Origin of the sequence: Actinomyces timonensis (assembly GCF_040702965.1) — a bacterium.
GTDB classification, from domain to species: domain Bacteria; phylum Actinomycetota; class Actinomycetes; order Actinomycetales; family Actinomycetaceae; genus Actinomyces; species Actinomyces timonensis_A.
The window spans coordinates 1,646,064-1,661,670 of sequence record NZ_CP159989.1 but is presented as its reverse complement, the minus strand read 5'-3'; the positions used below and the strand labels follow the sequence as shown (position 1 = coordinate 1,661,670).

Sequence of the window (15,607 nt, the reverse complement as noted above, 5' to 3'; positions counted from 1 at the left end):
GGCGCGCGGCCGGTCGATGACCGGAGCAGCGAGAGGAGCGCCGTCATGGCCCACGTGCCGACCCAGGCAGAGATCGACGCGATGAGCGAGGAGGAGCTGGAGGCCTACCTCGCCAGCGCCGAGGACCCCGGCACCACCATCCTCGAGGTCGAGGGCTCCGGCGCCACCGCCTCCTCCGGGGCTCCCCGCGGCTACGCCTGGCTCCTCGTCATCGGCTCGATCATCGCGCTCGGGGCCTGCTGGGAGCTCGTCGCCGCCCACATCAAGCAGATCAAGGAGCCCCTCGCGGGCCTGTCCTGCGACATCAACCCCCTGGTCTCCTGCGGCGCCTCCCTGGACATATGGCAGGGCAACCTGCTGGGCGTGCCCAACGCCCACATCGGGGCGATGGCCTTCGCCGTGCTCCTGACGCTGGGCGCGCTCCTCCTGGGCGGGACGCGCCTGCCGCGCTGGGCGTGGCGGGGCATGGCGGCCGGGACCATCGGCGGGATCCTCTTCGTCGCCTGGTTCCTGTTCGTCTCCGTCATGGATTTGGGCAAGCTCTGCCCCTTCTGCATGCTCATCTGGGCGGTCACCATCCCCGTGGCCACCTCCACCTGGGCGTGGGCCGCCGCCGGTGGGCACCTGGGCGTCAGCCCCGCGACCGCTCGCCGCCTCGTGGCCTGGCGCTGGTGGGGCGCGGCCGCGCTCTACGCGCTCATCGCCCTCGCGGTCGTCGTCGGTCTGTGGTCCGAGTGGATGGCGCTGCTGCGATGAGCGCCCCCGCCCGCCAGGGCAGCGAGGAGAGCCGCGTGCGCGCGGCGGCACCCGCGCGCTCCATCGACACGGCCGTCCCCGCTGACTCGACCGTCACCCAGGACTACCTCAAGGCGGTCTGGGCCGCCACTGAGCGCGGCGGCGCCGGCGCCTCCATCACGGGCTTGGCCCAGCGCATGGGGGTGGCCGCCTCCACGGCATCGGAGAACGTCTCCCGGCTGGTCGATGCCGGCCTCCTGGAGCATGAGCCCTACCGCGCCGTCACGCTCAGCGCCGAGGGCACGCGCCGCGCCATGGGCATGGTGCGCCGCCACCGCCTCCTGGAGACCTACCTCGTGGAGGCCCTCGGCTTCGACTGGGACGAGGTCCATGAGGAGGCCGAGGTCCTCGAGCACGCCGTCTCCGAGCGCCTCCTGGATCGCATCGACGCCGCCCTGGGGCGGCCCTCGCGCGACCCCCACGGCGATCCGATCCCCGCTGCCGACGGCGCCATGGCGGCCCCCGCCCTGCGCAGCCTCGACGCGCTGCGCGTGGGGGAGACCGGCTCCGTGGCCCGCATCCAGGACGACCCCGACACCCTCCAGGCCCTTGGCCGAGCCGGGATCGGCCTGGACTCGCGGATCGTCGTGACGGGACGGGCCCGGGCCGACGGCGACCCGGGCCTGCGCCCCAGCCGCATCCGCCTCGTCGGCGCCACTGGAGAGGGGCGGGTGGACGCCCCCGAGGTGGTGGGGGCAACCGGTGGAGCACCAGGACCGGGGGAGGCCGTGATCCCGGCGGGCTCCCTGTGGGTTCTCGCCGAGGACTGACGGGGCCGGGCGGCGGGCGCGGTCGGCGGCCGGACCGCCGCCGCAGGCGTCATCCGCTCGAACCGCCGAAGGCCGCCGGCTGCCGGCGCTCGGCGCCCTCGTCTGGGAGGATGGGGCGCATGACCACCCTCTTCACCAAGATCATCAACGGCGAGATCCCCGGCTCCTTCGTGTGGGCCGATGAGCACTGCGCCGCCTTCGCCACGATCGAGCCCCACACCGACGGGCACGTCCTCATCGTCCCCTTCCAGGAGATCGACTCCTACGTCGACGCCCCCGACGAGCTCGTCGCCCACCTGGCCGTGGTGGCCAGGCGCATCGGGGCCGCCCAGACCCGCGTCTTCGGGGCCGCGAGGGCCGGGGTCATGGTGGCCGGCTACGGCGTCGACCACCTCCACGTGCATGTCCTGCCCATCCGCACCGAGGCCGACCTGCAGTTCTCCTCCGCCCGCAAGGACGTCGCCCCCGAGGAGGTCGAGGCCGCCATGGAGCGCCTGCGCGCCGGACTGGCTGAGGATGGCTGGGAGGAGTTCGTCGTCACCAGCGCCCCAGGCGCTCCGGGCACCCGCTGAGCGGAACCGCGCGCCCGGACGTGACCGGCCCCTCAGGGGGAGGTGGCGCCCACCGCTCGGGCATGGCGCGGGGAGGGCCCGGCCGGGGGATAGGCTGGCCCCCAGCCACGATCCCTGGGGGATGAAGCCCCTCAGGGCATGATGATCAGGGAAAGAGCGCAGAGCACCATGACCCAGAACCCCGTAGCCGCCCCGGAGCCCACTGACGCGCCTCCCTTCCGGTACACGGCGGCGCTGGCGGGCAGCATCGAGACCTCCTGGCAGGACCGCTGGGAGAGCGAGGGCACCTTCTGGGCGGACAACCCCGTGGGCGATCTCGCGGGCCCTGGGGCGAAGCGCGAGAAGTTCTTCATGCTCGACATGTTCCCCTACCCCTCCGGCAAAGGCCTGCACGTGGGCCACCCCCTGGGATACATCGCGACGGACGTCATCGCCCGCTTCACCCGCATGACCGGCAAGAACGTCCTGTACACGATGGGCTATGACGCCTTCGGGCTGCCCGCCGAGCAGTACGCCGTCGCCACCGGCCAGCACCCGCGCGTGTCGACTGAGGCCAATATCGCCAACATGCGCCGCCAGCTTCGCCGCCTCGGCCTGTCCCACGACTCGCGCCGCTCCATCCAGACCATCGACGTGGACTACGTGCGCTGGACCCAGTGGATCTTCCTGCAGATCTTCAACTCCTGGTTCGACCCCACCGCCGAGCGCCGGGACGGCCGCGGCACCGGCGCCGCCCGGCCCGTGGCCGAGCTTGAGGCCAAGCTCGCCTCCGGTGAGGTCGCCACCCCCGACGGGCGCCCCTGGTCCGAGCTGAGTGCCAGCGAGCGTGCCGACGTCGTCGACTCCCACCGGCTGGCCTACATCTCCCACGCGCCGGTGAACTGGTGCCCTGGCCTGGGCACGGTGCTGGCCAACGAGGAGGTCACCTCCGAGGGCCGTTCCGAGCGCGGCAACTACCCCGTCTTCAAGCGCAACCTGCGCCAGTGGATGATGCGGATCACCGCCTACGGGGACCGCCTCGCCGAGGACCTCGACACTGTTGACTGGCCCGAGAAGGTCAAGCTCATGCAGCGCAACTGGATCGGCCGGTCCGAGGGCGCCGAGGTGACCTACGCGGTGCCCGGAGCCGCGCTCGCAGGAGCCTGCCAGGACGCGCTCACGGTATACACCACGCGCCCGGACACGCTCTTCGGCGCCACCTTCATGGTGGTGGCCCCCGAGCACCCGATCCTGGGTGGCGCCCCCTCCGCCGCCTCGGCCCGCACGCAGGCCCAGATCGACGACGACGCCGCGGCCCTCACGCTGCCCACGGCCTGGCCCGAGGGCACGAAGGAGGCCTGGACCGGCGGGCACGCCACCCCGGCCGAGGCCGTGGCCGCCTACCGCGCCTACGCCGCCGCCGCGACGGACGCCGAGCGCACCGATGAGGGCCGGGCCAAGACCGGCGTCTTCACGGGCCTGTTCGGCATCAACCCGGTGGATGGGCGCCAGGTGCCGGTCTTCGTGGCTGACTACGTCCTCATGGGCTACGGCACCGGCGCGATCATGGCGGTTCCCTCCGGCGACCAGCGCGACTGGGACTTCGCCCGCAAGTACGGGATCGACGTCGTCGCCACGATCCAGCCGCCCGAGGGCTTCAGCCTGGAGGAGGCCGCCTGGACCGGCGACGGCCCGCTCGTCAACTCCGCGAACGGCGAGATCGACCTCAACGGCATGGGCAAGGATGAGGCCAAGGCCGCCATGACCCAGTACCTGGAGGCCAAGGGTGTGGGCCGCGGCGCGGTCACCTACCGCCTGCGCGACTGGCTCTTCTCCCGTCAGCGCTATTGGGGCGAGCCCTTCCCGATCGTCTGGGACGAGGACGGCCTCGTCCACGCCGTCCCGGAGTCCATGCTGCCGATCGAGCTGCCGGAGGTCACCGACTACTCTCCGCGCTCCTTCGACCCCGACGACGCCGACTCCTCCCCGGAGGCGCCGCTGTCCAAGGCCACCGAGTGGGTGGAGGTCGAGCTGGACCTGGGCGACGGGCCCAGGAAGTACTACCGCGAGACCAACACGATGCCGCAGTGGGCGGGCTCGTGCTGGTACGAGATGCGCTACGCGGACCCAACGAATGAGACGGCGCTCATCGACCCGGCCAACGAGGCGTACTGGATGGGCCCCCGGCCTGAGGGGGGCAACACCTCCGGGGGTACCGACCTGTACGTCGGCGGCGTTGAGCACGCGGTCCTGCACCTGCTGTACTCGCGCTTCTGGCACAAGGTGCTCTTCGACCTGGGGGTCGTCTCCTCCTCCGAGCCGTACCACAAGCTCTTCAACCAGGGCTACGTCCAGGCCTACGCCTACACGGACGCGCGCGGGCAGTACGTGCCCGCCGACGAGGTCGTCGAGACGACGCAGGCTGACGGGACGGTCACGTACTCGTGGCAGGGCCAGCCCGTGGCCCGTGAGTACGGCAAGATGGGCAAGTCCCTGAAGAACATCGTCACCCCCGACGAGATGTACGACGCCTACGGGGCGGACACCTTCCGCGTCTACGAGATGAGCATGGGCCCGCTCGACCAGGACCGCCCGTGGGACACGCGCGCCGTCGCCGGCTCCCAGCGCTTCCTCCAGCGTCTGTGGCGCAACGTCGTCGATGAGGCCACCGGGGATCTCGTCGTCTGTGAGGAGCCTGCCGACGACGCCACCCGCCGCCTGGTCGCCCAGACGATTGTGGGTGTGCGCGCTGACTACGAGGGTATGCGCCTGAACACGGCGATCGCCAAGCTCATCGTCCTCAACAACCACCTCACCGGCCTGCAGGCTGCCCCGCGTGAGGCGGTCGAGGCGCTGGTCCTCATGGCCTCGCCGGTCGCGCCGCACATCTGTGAGGAGATCTGGAAGCGCCTGGGGCACGAGGCGTCGCTGGCCTACGAGGCCTTCCCCGTCGTCGAGGACGAGTCGCTGCTCGCTGCCGAGAAGGTCACCTGCGTCATCCAGGTCAAGGGCAAGGTCCGTGACCGCCTTGAGGTGGACCCGCAGATCGACGAGGCGGAGCTCGAGCGGCTGGCCCTGGCGGCCCCCGGCGTTCTGCGCACCCTGGACGGCAAGGGCGTGCGCAAGGTCATCGTCCGCGCCCCCAAGCTCGTCTCGATCGTGCCCGAGTGAGCGCGCCTCAGCCGCGCTGCTGGCGGGTGGCACGCACCGACTCGATGGCGATGACCGCGACGAGCAGTCCGACACCGCCCCAGAGCATGGTGTTGCCCGCCAGCGGCCCGACGACGGGCAGGAGAGACACCCCTGAGAAGATCACGGCGAGCAGCAGGTTGACGGGACCCAGCACCGTGATCGACTCCGGGGTGCTCGTGTCCATCCAGTCGAGGTGGCCGTAGCGGCCGACACTCCGCTCAGATCGCGCGCGCAGTGAGCGTGCCAGGGCGCTGTGCGTTGCGGCGACGGCCCCCACCAGGACTGCGCCGATGAGGGTCGGGCAGTATGAGGCCGGCACCCCAGTGCCAGGCCCAGCGCACCCGGACCGTCTGGACGGGGCCGGGTTGCGTGCTCGTGGTGTGACTCATCAGCGCGCCCCCGGTTCCCGTCGTGTCAGCGCTTCCGCAGGACGTTGCCGAGGACGGAGCGAGCGATCTGGCGGCCGACGACGCCGATCGTCTTCTCGATCTCCCGGTGCCGGCGCTCCGCGGCCCGCTCGGCGGCCAGGCGCTGGCGCTCGGCCTCCTTCTGAGCCTGGCGCTGGAGCCTCTCCAGCTCCTTGGCCTGGCGCTCGGCCTCCTTCTGAGCGGCCTTGGCCGCAGCGGCCTCAGCCTTCGCCCGCTCCTTCTCCTCAGCGGCGGCCGCCTTTTCCGCCGCCTTGCGGGCCTCCTCGGCCGCCACAGCGGCGGCTGCCTCCTCGGTCTCGGCCGCGATGCGCTTCTCCAGCAGCTCATAGGCCGACTCGTTGTCCACCACGGTGCCGTACTTGCCGGCCAGCGGCGAGCCGGAGAGCAGCGACTGCACCGTCGACTCCTGCCCGGCGCCCATCACCGAGGCCGGGGCGTCCACCACCACGGCCGTCACCGGGGCGGGGCGGCCCTTCTCATCGAGGACCGACACCACGGCCTGGCCCGTTCCCAGCGAGGTGAGCACCTTGGTCAGGTCCAGGGGCGAGGTCGGGAAGGTCGAGACCGCCTTCTTGAGGTTCGCGGCGTCGTCGGGAGTGTGCGCGCGCAAGGCGTGCTGCACCCGCGATCCCAGCTGCGCCAGCACCTCGTTGGGCACATCCGTGGGCGACTGGGTGATGAACACGATGCCCACGCCCTTGGAGCGGATGAGTCGCACCGTGCGCGTGACGGCCTCCATGAACGCCTTCGTCGCATCCGCGAACAGCAGGTGCGCCTCGTCGAAGAAGAACACCATCTTCGGCTTGTCCAGGTCCCCGACCTCCGGCAGCGCCTCGAACAACTCGCCCAGAAGCCACATGAGGAACGTGGAGAACAGGGTGCCCTGGGACTGGATGTCCTCCAGCTCCAAGGAGGAGACCACGCCGCGCCCATCGGGGGACACGCGCATGAGGTCCTGCACGGCCAGGCCCGGCTCGCCGAAGAACGCGTCCCCGCCGCTGGCCTCCAGGGCCGCCAGCTCTCGCAGGATGACCCCGGCCGTCGCCTCCGAGACGCCGCCGATGGTCTTGAGCTCCTTCTTGCCCGCGTCGGTGTTCACCAGGTAGTTGATGACCGCGCGCAGGTCCTTCAGGTCCAGCAGCGCCATCCCCTGCGAATCCGCCCAGTGGAAGACGAGCTGGAGGGCGGAGGTCTGGGTCTCGTTGAGGCGCAGGACGCGCGCCAGCAGCACCGGGCCGAACTCCGTGATCGTCGTGCGGATCGGCGTGCCCTTGCCCTGGCCCCCCAGGCTGAACAGCTCCATCGGGAACGAAGCCGGCTTCCAGTCCTGGCCGGTCGATGCCGTGCGCGACTCCAGCCTCGGACTCGTGGCCCCCGGCTCGGCCATGCCCGTGAGATCGCCCTTGATGTCGGAGAGGAACACGGGCACCCCCGCCGAGCTCAGCCCCTCGGCCAGCAGCTGCAGGGTGCGGGTCTTGCCGGTGCCCGTCGCGCCAGCCACCAGGGCGTGGCGGTTGAGAAGCGCCATGGGGATGCCCACGCGCACGCCCTTGACCGGGGCGGGATCGCCCGATGCAGGGGTCGTCTCCAGGTAGGTGCCCACGGGGAGCACACGCCCGTCGAAGGCGTAACCATCGCGCACCCGCGCCGCGTAGCCCTCCGGCTCGGTCGACGACGGCTCCGCGGGGGCCTGCGCAGGGGCATCGGGGGCGGCCGGCTCGGCGGCCGCCCCGGGCTCGGCGGGCTCATCCTCCGCCTTCCGCGCGCTGCGATCAGCCGGCGCCGCCTCGGAAGCCCCCTGAGCGGCACCGCTGGCCAAGGCGGCCTCGAGAGCGGCCTGGGCGGCGGCGGCCTTTGCGGCGGCGGCTTCGGCGGCGGCCTGCGCGGCCTCGGCCTTGAGACGAGCAATGTCAGGCGTGTCAGTCATGGCGCCATGGTAGAGGAGAGAGTCCGGGGGAAACGCCGACGCGTGCGGTCGCGAGTCTCTGACGGCGCGGCTGGGCACGGCTATCGTCGGAGCATGAGCCTCGCCGTCGTCACGGACTCCTCGTCCTGCCTGCCTGCCGATCTCGCGCGCGCCCGGGGCATCGGAGTCGTCCCCCTGCACGCCACCACGGGGGACGGGGACCGGCCCAGCAGCACATCCCAACCAAGTCTCGACGAGCTCGCTCACGCCTACGCCCACGCCGCGGAAGGCGCCGACGAGGTCCTCGCCCTCCACCTGGCGGCCTCGCTGTCCGGCACTGTCGACGCCGCCACGCGCGCGGCCGAATCCATCAATCAGGCCCTCGGCCGACGGGTCGTCACCGTGCTCGACTCCGGCACCACCGGCGGCGCGCTCGGACAGGCCGCCATCGCCGCCAGCGGCGCCGCCACCGCAGACGACGGCGTCGAGCGCGCCCGCGACCTCGTCTCCCGCAGCACCGTCCTCTTCCTCGTGGACGATCTCGCCCACCTGCGCCGCGGCGGGCGCCTCGACCGCCGCACCGCCCTGCTCGGCGGGGCCCTCGGCGCGCGCCCCATCCTGCGCGTCACCGCCGACGGGATCCGCCCCGTCGAAGCTGTGCGCGGCGCCAAGCGGGCCCGCGCCCGACTGGCCGAGCTCGCCGCGGGCCTCGCCTCCCAGAGCGCCGGCGCCATCGGCCAGACCAGCCTCATCATCCACGCCGATGACGGAACGGCCGGCCGGGCCCTGATCGACGGCATCGCCGCGGGCGCGCCCGGGGAGGGGCCCGATGGGCTCACCGAGGCGTACACCACCGCCCCTGAGGCTGAGCGCCAGGCGATGCCACAGGGCGGTCCACGGACCGATGAACTGGCGCGTTGCTGGCCCTTCGACCCGGCCCTCGCGGTGCACGTCGGCCCCGGGGCCCTCGGCTGCGTCATCATCTCGCCCGGCAGCCGGGGAACCACAGGCCCCGCCCTGCGCACCTGAGACCGCCCTCTTCACAGGCGCCCTGCGAGACAGCTCCCGCGCTCCTTAACCTCGGAGGCATGAGCGGCAGGCAGATCGCGGGCGGGCGGGCCCCGCGCAAACGACCCCTCGAGGACTACGTGCGCATCGCCTGCGCCATCGACCCCCAGGACCCGCCCGTCAGGCCCCGACGAGTCGCCATCACACCGCGCGCCGCAATCGCCGGAGGGATACTCATCATCGCCCTGGCCCTCCTCCTTGCCATCCGCTCCGTGCTCGTCTCCGCCGATACCACCGCGCGCGCCCCCGCGCTCGCCGCGGGCGCGACCGGCAGCCCGGGCGCCGCTGGCGCGGCGAGACCCACCATCGTCCCTTCTGGCTTGGTGACCGCTGGGGGAGGCACCGCCGGGCCGGTGGGCAGTGGCGCGGCGGACGGCGCCGTCGTCCACGTCACCGGCGCGGTCACGTCCCCTGGCGTCGTCACTCTGCCCGCTGGCGCCCGCGTGGCCGACGCCCTCAACGCCGCGGGCGGCGCCGCCCCCGATGCCGATATGGAGCAGCTCAACCTCGCGCGCGTCGTCGTCGACGGCGAGCAGATCCGAGTGCCCCGCCAGGGTGAGGAGCTGCCACCCGCCGCGCCCGGCCCCACCGGGCCATCCGCCGCAGGGGCCGGCGCGGGCCGAGACAGCGGTGGTAGCGGGCGCGTCGACATCAACACCGCCGACGCCACAGCGCTCGAGGCCCTGCCCGGCGTCGGGCCGGCCCTGGCCAAGCGGATCGTCGACTACCGCGCCGAGCACGGCCCCTTCGCCACCGTCGACTCCCTCATCGACGTCCCCGGCATCGGCCAGGCCAAGCTCGAGGCCCTCCGAGGATCGGCCACCGTATGAGCGCGCATCCGGCCGCTGAGCCCGCGCCCCCCGCCCTCGACCTCCGCCTTCTCGCGCCCTCCCTGGCGGCTTGGGCCAGCGCGTGGGGCGCCACGGGCCTGACCGGCGCTCGCGCTTGGCGGGCCTCCGCCATGGGGGCCGTCATCGCCCTCGCGCTCGCGGCCATGCTCATCCGGCCGGTCGCCCGCTACCGCCCGCCCCGGCACCGGCTCGACCCCCGCCCCGGCAACGCGGGCGCCGCCAGCGCCGGACCCATCGCCGCGGGGGCCCTCCTGACCTGTCTCGCGGTGGCGGCCGCCCTCGGCACGTCCTCGGCGGGCCAATGGGCGCGCGCCCGGGACCCGACGACGCTCGCCGTCGAAACCGGGCGCGCCGTCACCATCGAGGGGACCATCAGCGAGCAGCCACGAGCCACCGCGTCAGCGCGCGCCACGACCATCCTGACCGCCCTGGACGACGTGAGCATTGACGGCGCTCCCTCGGGCCTGGGCATCCGCGTCCTCGGTGACGCGTCCTGGCTGGAGGCGCCCCTCGGCTCGCGCGTCACCACGCGCGCCAGGCTGCGCGCCCCGGGGGCCGGGGCCTCCGAGGGAGCCGTCCTCGGGCGGGGGAGCGCCCCCAAGAGGATCGGCGACCCCAGTGGGGTCCTGGGCGCCGTCGGCGAGCTGAGAGACGGGCTGGCGCGGGCGACCGGCCATGCCGGGGGCGCGCCACTCGGGCACTGGGCCGGAGGAGACGACGCCGGCGCCCTGGCGCTCGTGCCCGGGCTCGCCCTCGGCGACGACCACGCCCTGCCCGCCGACCTGCGCGAGGACATGCGGACCGTCTCGATGACCCATCTGACAGCGGTCTCCGGCCAGCACGTCGTCATCGTGCTCGGACTGGTCCTCACCGGCCTGGGCGCCCTGCCCAGGCGCTGGCGGGCGCTCGCTGGAGGGCTCGTCCTGGTCGGCCTCGTCCTCCTCATGCGGCCCAGCGGATCCGTCCTGCGCGCGGCGACGATGGGCGCGGTCCTCCTCGCCGGCGTGGCCGCGGGGCGCAGATCAGCATCCCTGCCAGCCTTGTGCGCGGGAATGACCCTGCTGCTGCTCGTCGACCCGTGGCAGTCGCGCGACTACGGCTTCGCCCTGTCCGTGGCTGCCACCGGCGGGATCCTGCTCGGCTCGGGTCCGATCACGACGGCGCTGTCCCGGCGCCTTCCCCGCTGGGCGGCGGCGCTCATCGCCGTGCCAGTGGCCGCCCAGCTCGCCTGCGCGCCGCTGCTCGTCCTACTCCAGCCCCAGGTGGGGCTGTGGGCCGTGCCCGCGAACATGATGGCGGCGCCGCCGGTTCCCTTGGCGACGGTGGCAGGGCTGATGGCGGCACTCATGGCACCGGTATGGGGGAGGGCCGCGGCTTGGACGGCCCTGCCCGCGCTCGCCTCCTGCGCCTGGCTCGCCGGGGTGGCGCGATTCTTCGCGGCGCTCCCCGGCGCGACGATCCCCTGGCCCGGGGGCGCCGGGGGAGCCCTCCTCCTCGCGGCAGTCGAAGCGATTCCCCTCGCCCTCATCCGCCGTCATCGTCATCCCCATCCCTTATGAGCGAGACCGGTCGAAAACAGGGACGAGACCGGTCGAAAATGACAACGAGACCGGTCGAAAATGACAACGAGACCGGTCTTGACCAGTGAATGAGGTGCAGGCCTCCCCATGCCATCGGCGTGGTAGGCGCCTCGGAGGCGTCGGAGCGCGGTCGTAGTCTGTGCCCCATGACGCCCTCCGACGAGCCCTCTCTCTTCGACGCCGCTGCCGAGGCTGGCGGACCCGCCGTCAGCGACCCCACGCGCCCTCTTGCGGACAGGATGCGTCCGCAGGTGCTGGATGACGTCGTCGGCCAGAACCATGTGCTGGGACACGACGCTCCCCTTGGGCGAATGGTCGAGCAGAGGCGGCTCTCCTCGATCATCCTGTGGGGGCCACCGGGCTGCGGGAAGACGACGATCGCCCGGCTGCTGGCCGCGCGCACCGGGCTCGTCTTCGAGCAGATCTCCGCCACGTTCTCCGGGGTGGCGGACTTACGGAAGGTCTTCGGAACGGCCTCGAAGCGCCGTCAGATCGGGCAGGGAACGCTGCTCTTCGTCGATGAGATCCATCGCTTCAACCGGGCGCAGCAGGACTCGTTCCTGCCCTACGTCGAGGACGGGACGGTAGTGCTCGTCGGGGCGACCACCGAGAATCCGAGCTTCGAGCTCAACGGGGCGCTGCTCTCACGCTGCCAGGTCCTCGTCCTCTCCCGGCTGTCCGAGGAGGCCCTCAACGAGCTCCTCGTGCGCGCAGAGCGGCTGGTGGGCCGCGATCTCCCGTTGACCGAGCCCGCTCGCTCAGCGCTCATCGCCATGGCCGACGGCGACGGCCGCTACCTGCTCGGCATGGTCGAGCAGGTTCTCGCTGCTCCTGAGCGATCCGATAACGGCACCGGGGCCCTGCTGGACGCGCAGGATCTGGCCGACGTCGTCGCCTCGCGCGCTCCTCTTTACGACAAGACCTCCGAGGAGCACTACAACCTCATCTCCGCACTGCACAAGTCGATGCGCGGCAGCGATCCCGACGCCGCTCTGTACTGGCTGAGCAGGATGCTGCTGGGAGGTGAGGACCCGCTCTTCATCGCCCGGAGGATCGTCCGCTTCGCCAGTGAGGATGTCGGGATGGCCGACCCCGGAGCCCTGCGGATCGCCCTCGCTGCGTGGGATACCTATGAGCGGCTCGGCTCGCCCGAGGGGGAGCTCGCGATAGCGCAGGCCGTGGTCTACCTGGCGACGGCGCCGAAATCGATCAGCGTCTACCGGGGGTTCAACAGGGCGTGGAAGCAGGCGAAGCGCACGGGCTCCCTCATGCCGCCAGCCCATATCCTCAACGCGCCGACCCGCCTCATGAAGGAGCTGGGCTACGGAGAAGGGTACCAGTACGATCCGGATACTCCCGAGGGGTTCTCCGGCGCGGACTATTTCCCGGATGGATTCCCTGGGGCGCAGGAGCGGAAGGCGTTCTACGAGCCGACCGATCGCGGCTATGAGAAGCGCATTCAAGAGCGGCTCGCCTACTGGGAGGATCTTCGTGCCAAGAAGCGCGGGGAGTAGTGGCGGGCCCTCGTGATGCGGTCGCTCCCATCGAGACCGGTCGAAATCAGGGGCGAGACCGGTTGTTGTGAGGAGCGAGACCGGTTGTTGTGAGGGGTGAGGCTGGTTGTTGTTGGGGGTGGGGCTGGTTCGGGGGTGGGTTAGTGGTTGTGGTGGTGTTCGGCGTCGTCGGTGAGGTAGGGGACCAGGCGGCGGATGTTGAAGGGCGGGGAGGTCTGGGTGGTGGTGAGGTAGCCGTTGACGGGCTGCCAGTTGGTGGTGCCGGTGGGGCGGTAGCGGGCGGTCCAGGTGGTGGTCAGGGTGACGGTGACGCCGTCGGCGGTGGTGGCGTACAGGTGGGTGGTGGTGTGGTGGGGGTAGGGGTGCCCGGGGTCGGTGGTGGTCGTGGTTGTGGCGTCGCCCCAGTGCCAGGCGTAGGTGGTGGGGGTGGCCTCGACGTCGACGCTGACGCCGCCCACGGTGGTCGATAGTGAGCGGGTGGCGGGGTTGGTGTAGGCGATCAGCGGCATGTGCACCAGGATGGTGCTCCCGGGTGGTTGGAGGGTGATGCCCGGGCCGTCGACGATGAGGGTCGCCACGTCACGGGAGGTCACCACGATCAGCGCCGAGGCCGGGCCGGGGTCTGCTTTGATCGTAAGAAGCATAGTTGACCGGTCGGTCCCCCGGGACGATCGGATATGCCGGTACCGATACATCCGTACCTCGAGGACGCGGGGGATGGATCGGCCGCCGTCACACTCACCCCGGTGCTGGGCGCTCCGGAGCCGCCACTGGTGTCGACGGCAAGACCTTCACCCCGCACCGGAACGTCTGCGGCGATTAAGGACTCGGTTGTCACCTGGTTCGCGAATGCTCTTGACTCGATTGTTTGTTGATTCCCTGGAGGATCCGGCTCGGACATAAGGAATGGCGACACTGAATACCCTTGAACGACGAGGGAGATGAGAAGTAATTCTTTCATGATTATTTTAGCAACGACACCTGTCCGACACGCCAACCGTCGCCATGATGCCGCAGCGCGAAAAGCAGTCGCGTTTCATCGCGCGCTTCCGAATACTGAATTTCACCCTTGGCGTTAACGGACGTTGATTCGCCTGACTTTATCGTCATTCTTACTCCACAGTACTCTTTCCCCTCGCCTGAGGGAATGTAGACGACGCTTGGCGCCTCCCGGTCCCATGGGTTGGCCCATCCGCCTCCAGCATGGAGCGCGGTGGCGTCGTCGATGGTGGATCGGCAGAAGACGCATCCCTCCTCGCTCATGGCGGCCAGGTCGGTGGTGTCGCCGGTGACGAAGGCGTACCGGTAGAGGCTCGAGGAAGTAAAAGGCGGCGCGGACGGCCCCGTCTTCAGTGTTCTGGCTGGCGATGTCGGGTTTGGCCGGTTTGGGCATAGCCAGGGCGGTGGCTCTCTGGGCGGCCAGCTCGGGGCTGAGCGAGGCCGGCGCGCTGACGCTGGGGGTGGCGGCCGCGAACTGCGTGGGCAGGGTCCCGCTGACCTCGGGCGGGGCAGGGTCCTTGGCGCAGGCCGCCAGCAGCACCGGGCCCAGGGCGCAGCACGCCACCAGCGCCGCGAGGAGCCGACGACGCCGTCCGGGCGGGCGACTGGCAGCACCGCGCCGTCGAAGCGCCGCGGGCCGGGGAGAGCGGACCAGGGAGGGAACGGACGAGAGGGCCATGGGCGCTGGGGCCTTCCAAGACGGCGGGGCGGGCGGACGTGGACCAGGGAGCGGCGCGAGGCCCCAGGTCGGCCCCAGACGACGGCGGCATCGCCGTCGGACCCCAACCCTAGAACCCCACCCACCCCCAGCACCAGACCCCACCACCAATCTGTGGAAAACCCCCACCAACCCCACCCCACCAGCCTCAACCTGCGGACAGCGAACCGGTCTCGCTCCTAACAACGACCGGTCTCGCTCGTAACAACGACCGGTCTCGCGATTAGGATTGGGGCGTGAAGGATCTGAATAGTGTGGAAGGACATGGAAAGAATGACCGGCATGAATGCTGAGGATCCCGTTCCAGTCGATCCGCAACTCACCGCGGCGCTCGCCGCGCGCGCGAAGATGGAGCGGCTCCTGGCCGCCCCCACGCCCTTCGCCGACGACACCGGCCAGGCGCTCCCTGAGGTCACTGCCGCCATCGAGGCCACTGATCTGCCGCGCCACGAGTACATGCGCGGCATCGTCGCCGCCCTGACCGCCACGCGCGTCATCGTTCCCGTCGCCGCTCACCCGCTGACCGGCCCCACCGGCGCCGCCACCCCCCACGCCGTCCACACCAACGACGCCAGCCGCGACGCCGCCACCCTGGCCGTCACCCTGCCCGACGGCCACATCGCCCTGCCCGTCTTCACCTCCGCAGCCGCAATGAACGCCTGGCGTGATGACGTGCGCCCCGTCCCCGTCGACCCCCACCGCGCTGCCGCCGTGGCCTGCGAGCACACCGACCAGCTCTGGGTCCTCGACCCCGGGACCCTCGATCTGCGCCTGCCCCGGCCCGCCGTCGTCGCGCTCGCCGGGGGAGAGGACTGGATCCCCTCCTGGGCCTCCGACGCTATCCAGTCCGAGGTCCGCGCCCAGCTGGAGACGGTCGACGGCGTCACCGGCGTCGCATTCGCGCCCGGCGAGGCCTCCGAGCTGCGGGTCTTCATCCGAGTCGATGCGGACCAGGGCATGCCCGCGGTCGCCGCCGCGCTCGATGGCTGTCAGCGCGTCATGGTCAATCCCGCCTGGGGCGAGCTCATCGACACCATCGAGCTCTGCCCCGTGCCCGACTGACGCCCCATCGGCGGCCCTGCGCCCGTCTTATCCTCTGGGGCAAGGCGCGCTCGAGCGCCGCTTGCCAAGAACACGCTATGATCCCGTTCGTCGTGAGGCCGCGCGTGCCTGCCCGGGTGCCGCCGCACGACGGCGCCGAGCCCCCCCATCCGGGCTTGCCCTCGCCGTCGGCT

Annotated in this window: 13 protein-coding genes; 9 read left to right on the top strand and 4 right to left on the bottom strand. The window is 71.6% G+C overall.

Translation table 11 applies throughout. From position 1 onward, the window contains the following. Positions 1–45 precede the first annotated feature (45 nt). The 4 genes from ABXS69_RS07215 to ABXS69_RS07200 all read left to right on the top strand — a co-directional run bounded on the left by ABXS69_RS07215 (position 46) and on the right by ABXS69_RS07200 (position 5,287). Positions 46–756 (top strand): vitamin K epoxide reductase family protein, encoded by a 711-nt coding sequence (locus ABXS69_RS07215; protein WP_366180044.1) that lies wholly within the window; start codon positions 46–48, stop codon positions 754–756. Then, the gene (locus ABXS69_RS07210; protein ID WP_366180043.1) at positions 753–1,565 is read left to right on the top strand and encodes a metal-dependent transcriptional regulator; all 813 of its coding nucleotides are present in this window, start codon (positions 753–755) and stop codon (positions 1,563–1,565) included. The genes ABXS69_RS07215 and ABXS69_RS07210 overlap by 4 nt, the downstream gene beginning before the upstream one ends. Before the next feature lie 119 nt (positions 1,566–1,684). Next, entirely contained in the window at positions 1,685–2,137 is a 453-nt protein-coding gene (locus ABXS69_RS07205; RefSeq protein ID WP_366180042.1) for an HIT family protein, read from the top strand. 168 nt (positions 2,138–2,305) lie between these two features. Then, a complete protein-coding gene (locus ABXS69_RS07200; RefSeq protein ID WP_366180041.1) occupies positions 2,306–5,287 on the top strand; it encodes a class I tRNA ligase family protein in 2,982 nt (993 codons plus the stop codon). A gap of 7 nt (positions 5,288–5,294) precedes the next feature. Here the strand turns inward: ABXS69_RS07200 and ABXS69_RS07195 are convergent, their stop codons facing one another. Both ABXS69_RS07195 and ABXS69_RS07190 read right to left on the bottom strand, forming a co-directional pair. Further along, positions 5,295–5,627, bottom strand: coding sequence for a hypothetical protein (locus tag ABXS69_RS07195; RefSeq protein ID WP_366180040.1), 333 nt, complete (start codon positions 5,625–5,627; stop codon positions 5,295–5,297). A gap of 95 nt (positions 5,628–5,722) precedes the next feature. Further along, on the bottom strand, positions 5,723–7,663 hold the full coding sequence (locus tag ABXS69_RS07190; RefSeq protein WP_366180039.1) for a helicase HerA-like domain-containing protein: 1,941 nt from the start codon (positions 7,661–7,663) through the stop codon (positions 5,723–5,725). 93 nt (positions 7,664–7,756) lie between these two features. Here ABXS69_RS07190 and ABXS69_RS07185 point away from each other — a divergent pair, with 93 nt between their 5' ends. The 4 genes from ABXS69_RS07185 to ABXS69_RS07170 all read left to right on the top strand — a co-directional run bounded on the left by ABXS69_RS07185 (position 7,757) and on the right by ABXS69_RS07170 (position 12,655). Continuing rightward, positions 7,757–8,671: a DegV family protein gene (locus tag ABXS69_RS07185; RefSeq protein WP_366180038.1), complete on the top strand. Its 915-nt coding sequence runs from the start codon at positions 7,757–7,759 to the stop codon at positions 8,669–8,671. Between the two features lie 59 nt (positions 8,672–8,730). Beyond that, positions 8,731–9,540 (top strand): ComEA family DNA-binding protein, encoded by an 810-nt coding sequence (locus ABXS69_RS07180; protein ID WP_366180037.1) that lies wholly within the window; start codon positions 8,731–8,733, stop codon positions 9,538–9,540. After that, positions 9,537–11,120, top strand: coding sequence for a ComEC/Rec2 family competence protein (locus tag ABXS69_RS07175; RefSeq protein ID WP_366180036.1), 1,584 nt, complete (start codon positions 9,537–9,539; stop codon positions 11,118–11,120). The genes ABXS69_RS07180 and ABXS69_RS07175 overlap by 4 nt, the downstream gene beginning before the upstream one ends. Positions 11,121–11,287: 167 nt before the next feature. Then, complete coding sequence (locus ABXS69_RS07170) at positions 11,288–12,655, top strand: replication-associated recombination protein A (protein ID WP_366180035.1); 1,368 nt, start codon at positions 11,288–11,290, stop codon at positions 12,653–12,655. Between the two features lie 140 nt (positions 12,656–12,795). Here ABXS69_RS07170 and ABXS69_RS07165 read toward each other — a convergent pair whose 3' ends face one another. Both ABXS69_RS07165 and ABXS69_RS07160 read right to left on the bottom strand, forming a co-directional pair. Beyond that, positions 12,796–13,299, bottom strand: coding sequence for a zinc transporter (locus ABXS69_RS07165; protein WP_366180034.1), 504 nt, complete (start codon positions 13,297–13,299; stop codon positions 12,796–12,798). Between the two features lie 319 nt (positions 13,300–13,618). After that, entirely contained in the window at positions 13,619–14,269 is a 651-nt protein-coding gene (locus ABXS69_RS07160; RefSeq protein WP_366180033.1) for a DUF6318 family protein, read from the bottom strand. 385 nt (positions 14,270–14,654) lie between these two features. Between ABXS69_RS07160 and ABXS69_RS07155 the strand changes: the two genes are divergently transcribed. After that, positions 14,655–15,434, top strand: a complete 780-nt coding sequence (locus ABXS69_RS07155) for an SseB family protein (RefSeq protein ID WP_366180032.1) — start codon at positions 14,655–14,657, stop codon at positions 15,432–15,434. Positions 15,435–15,607: the final 173 nt, after the last annotated feature.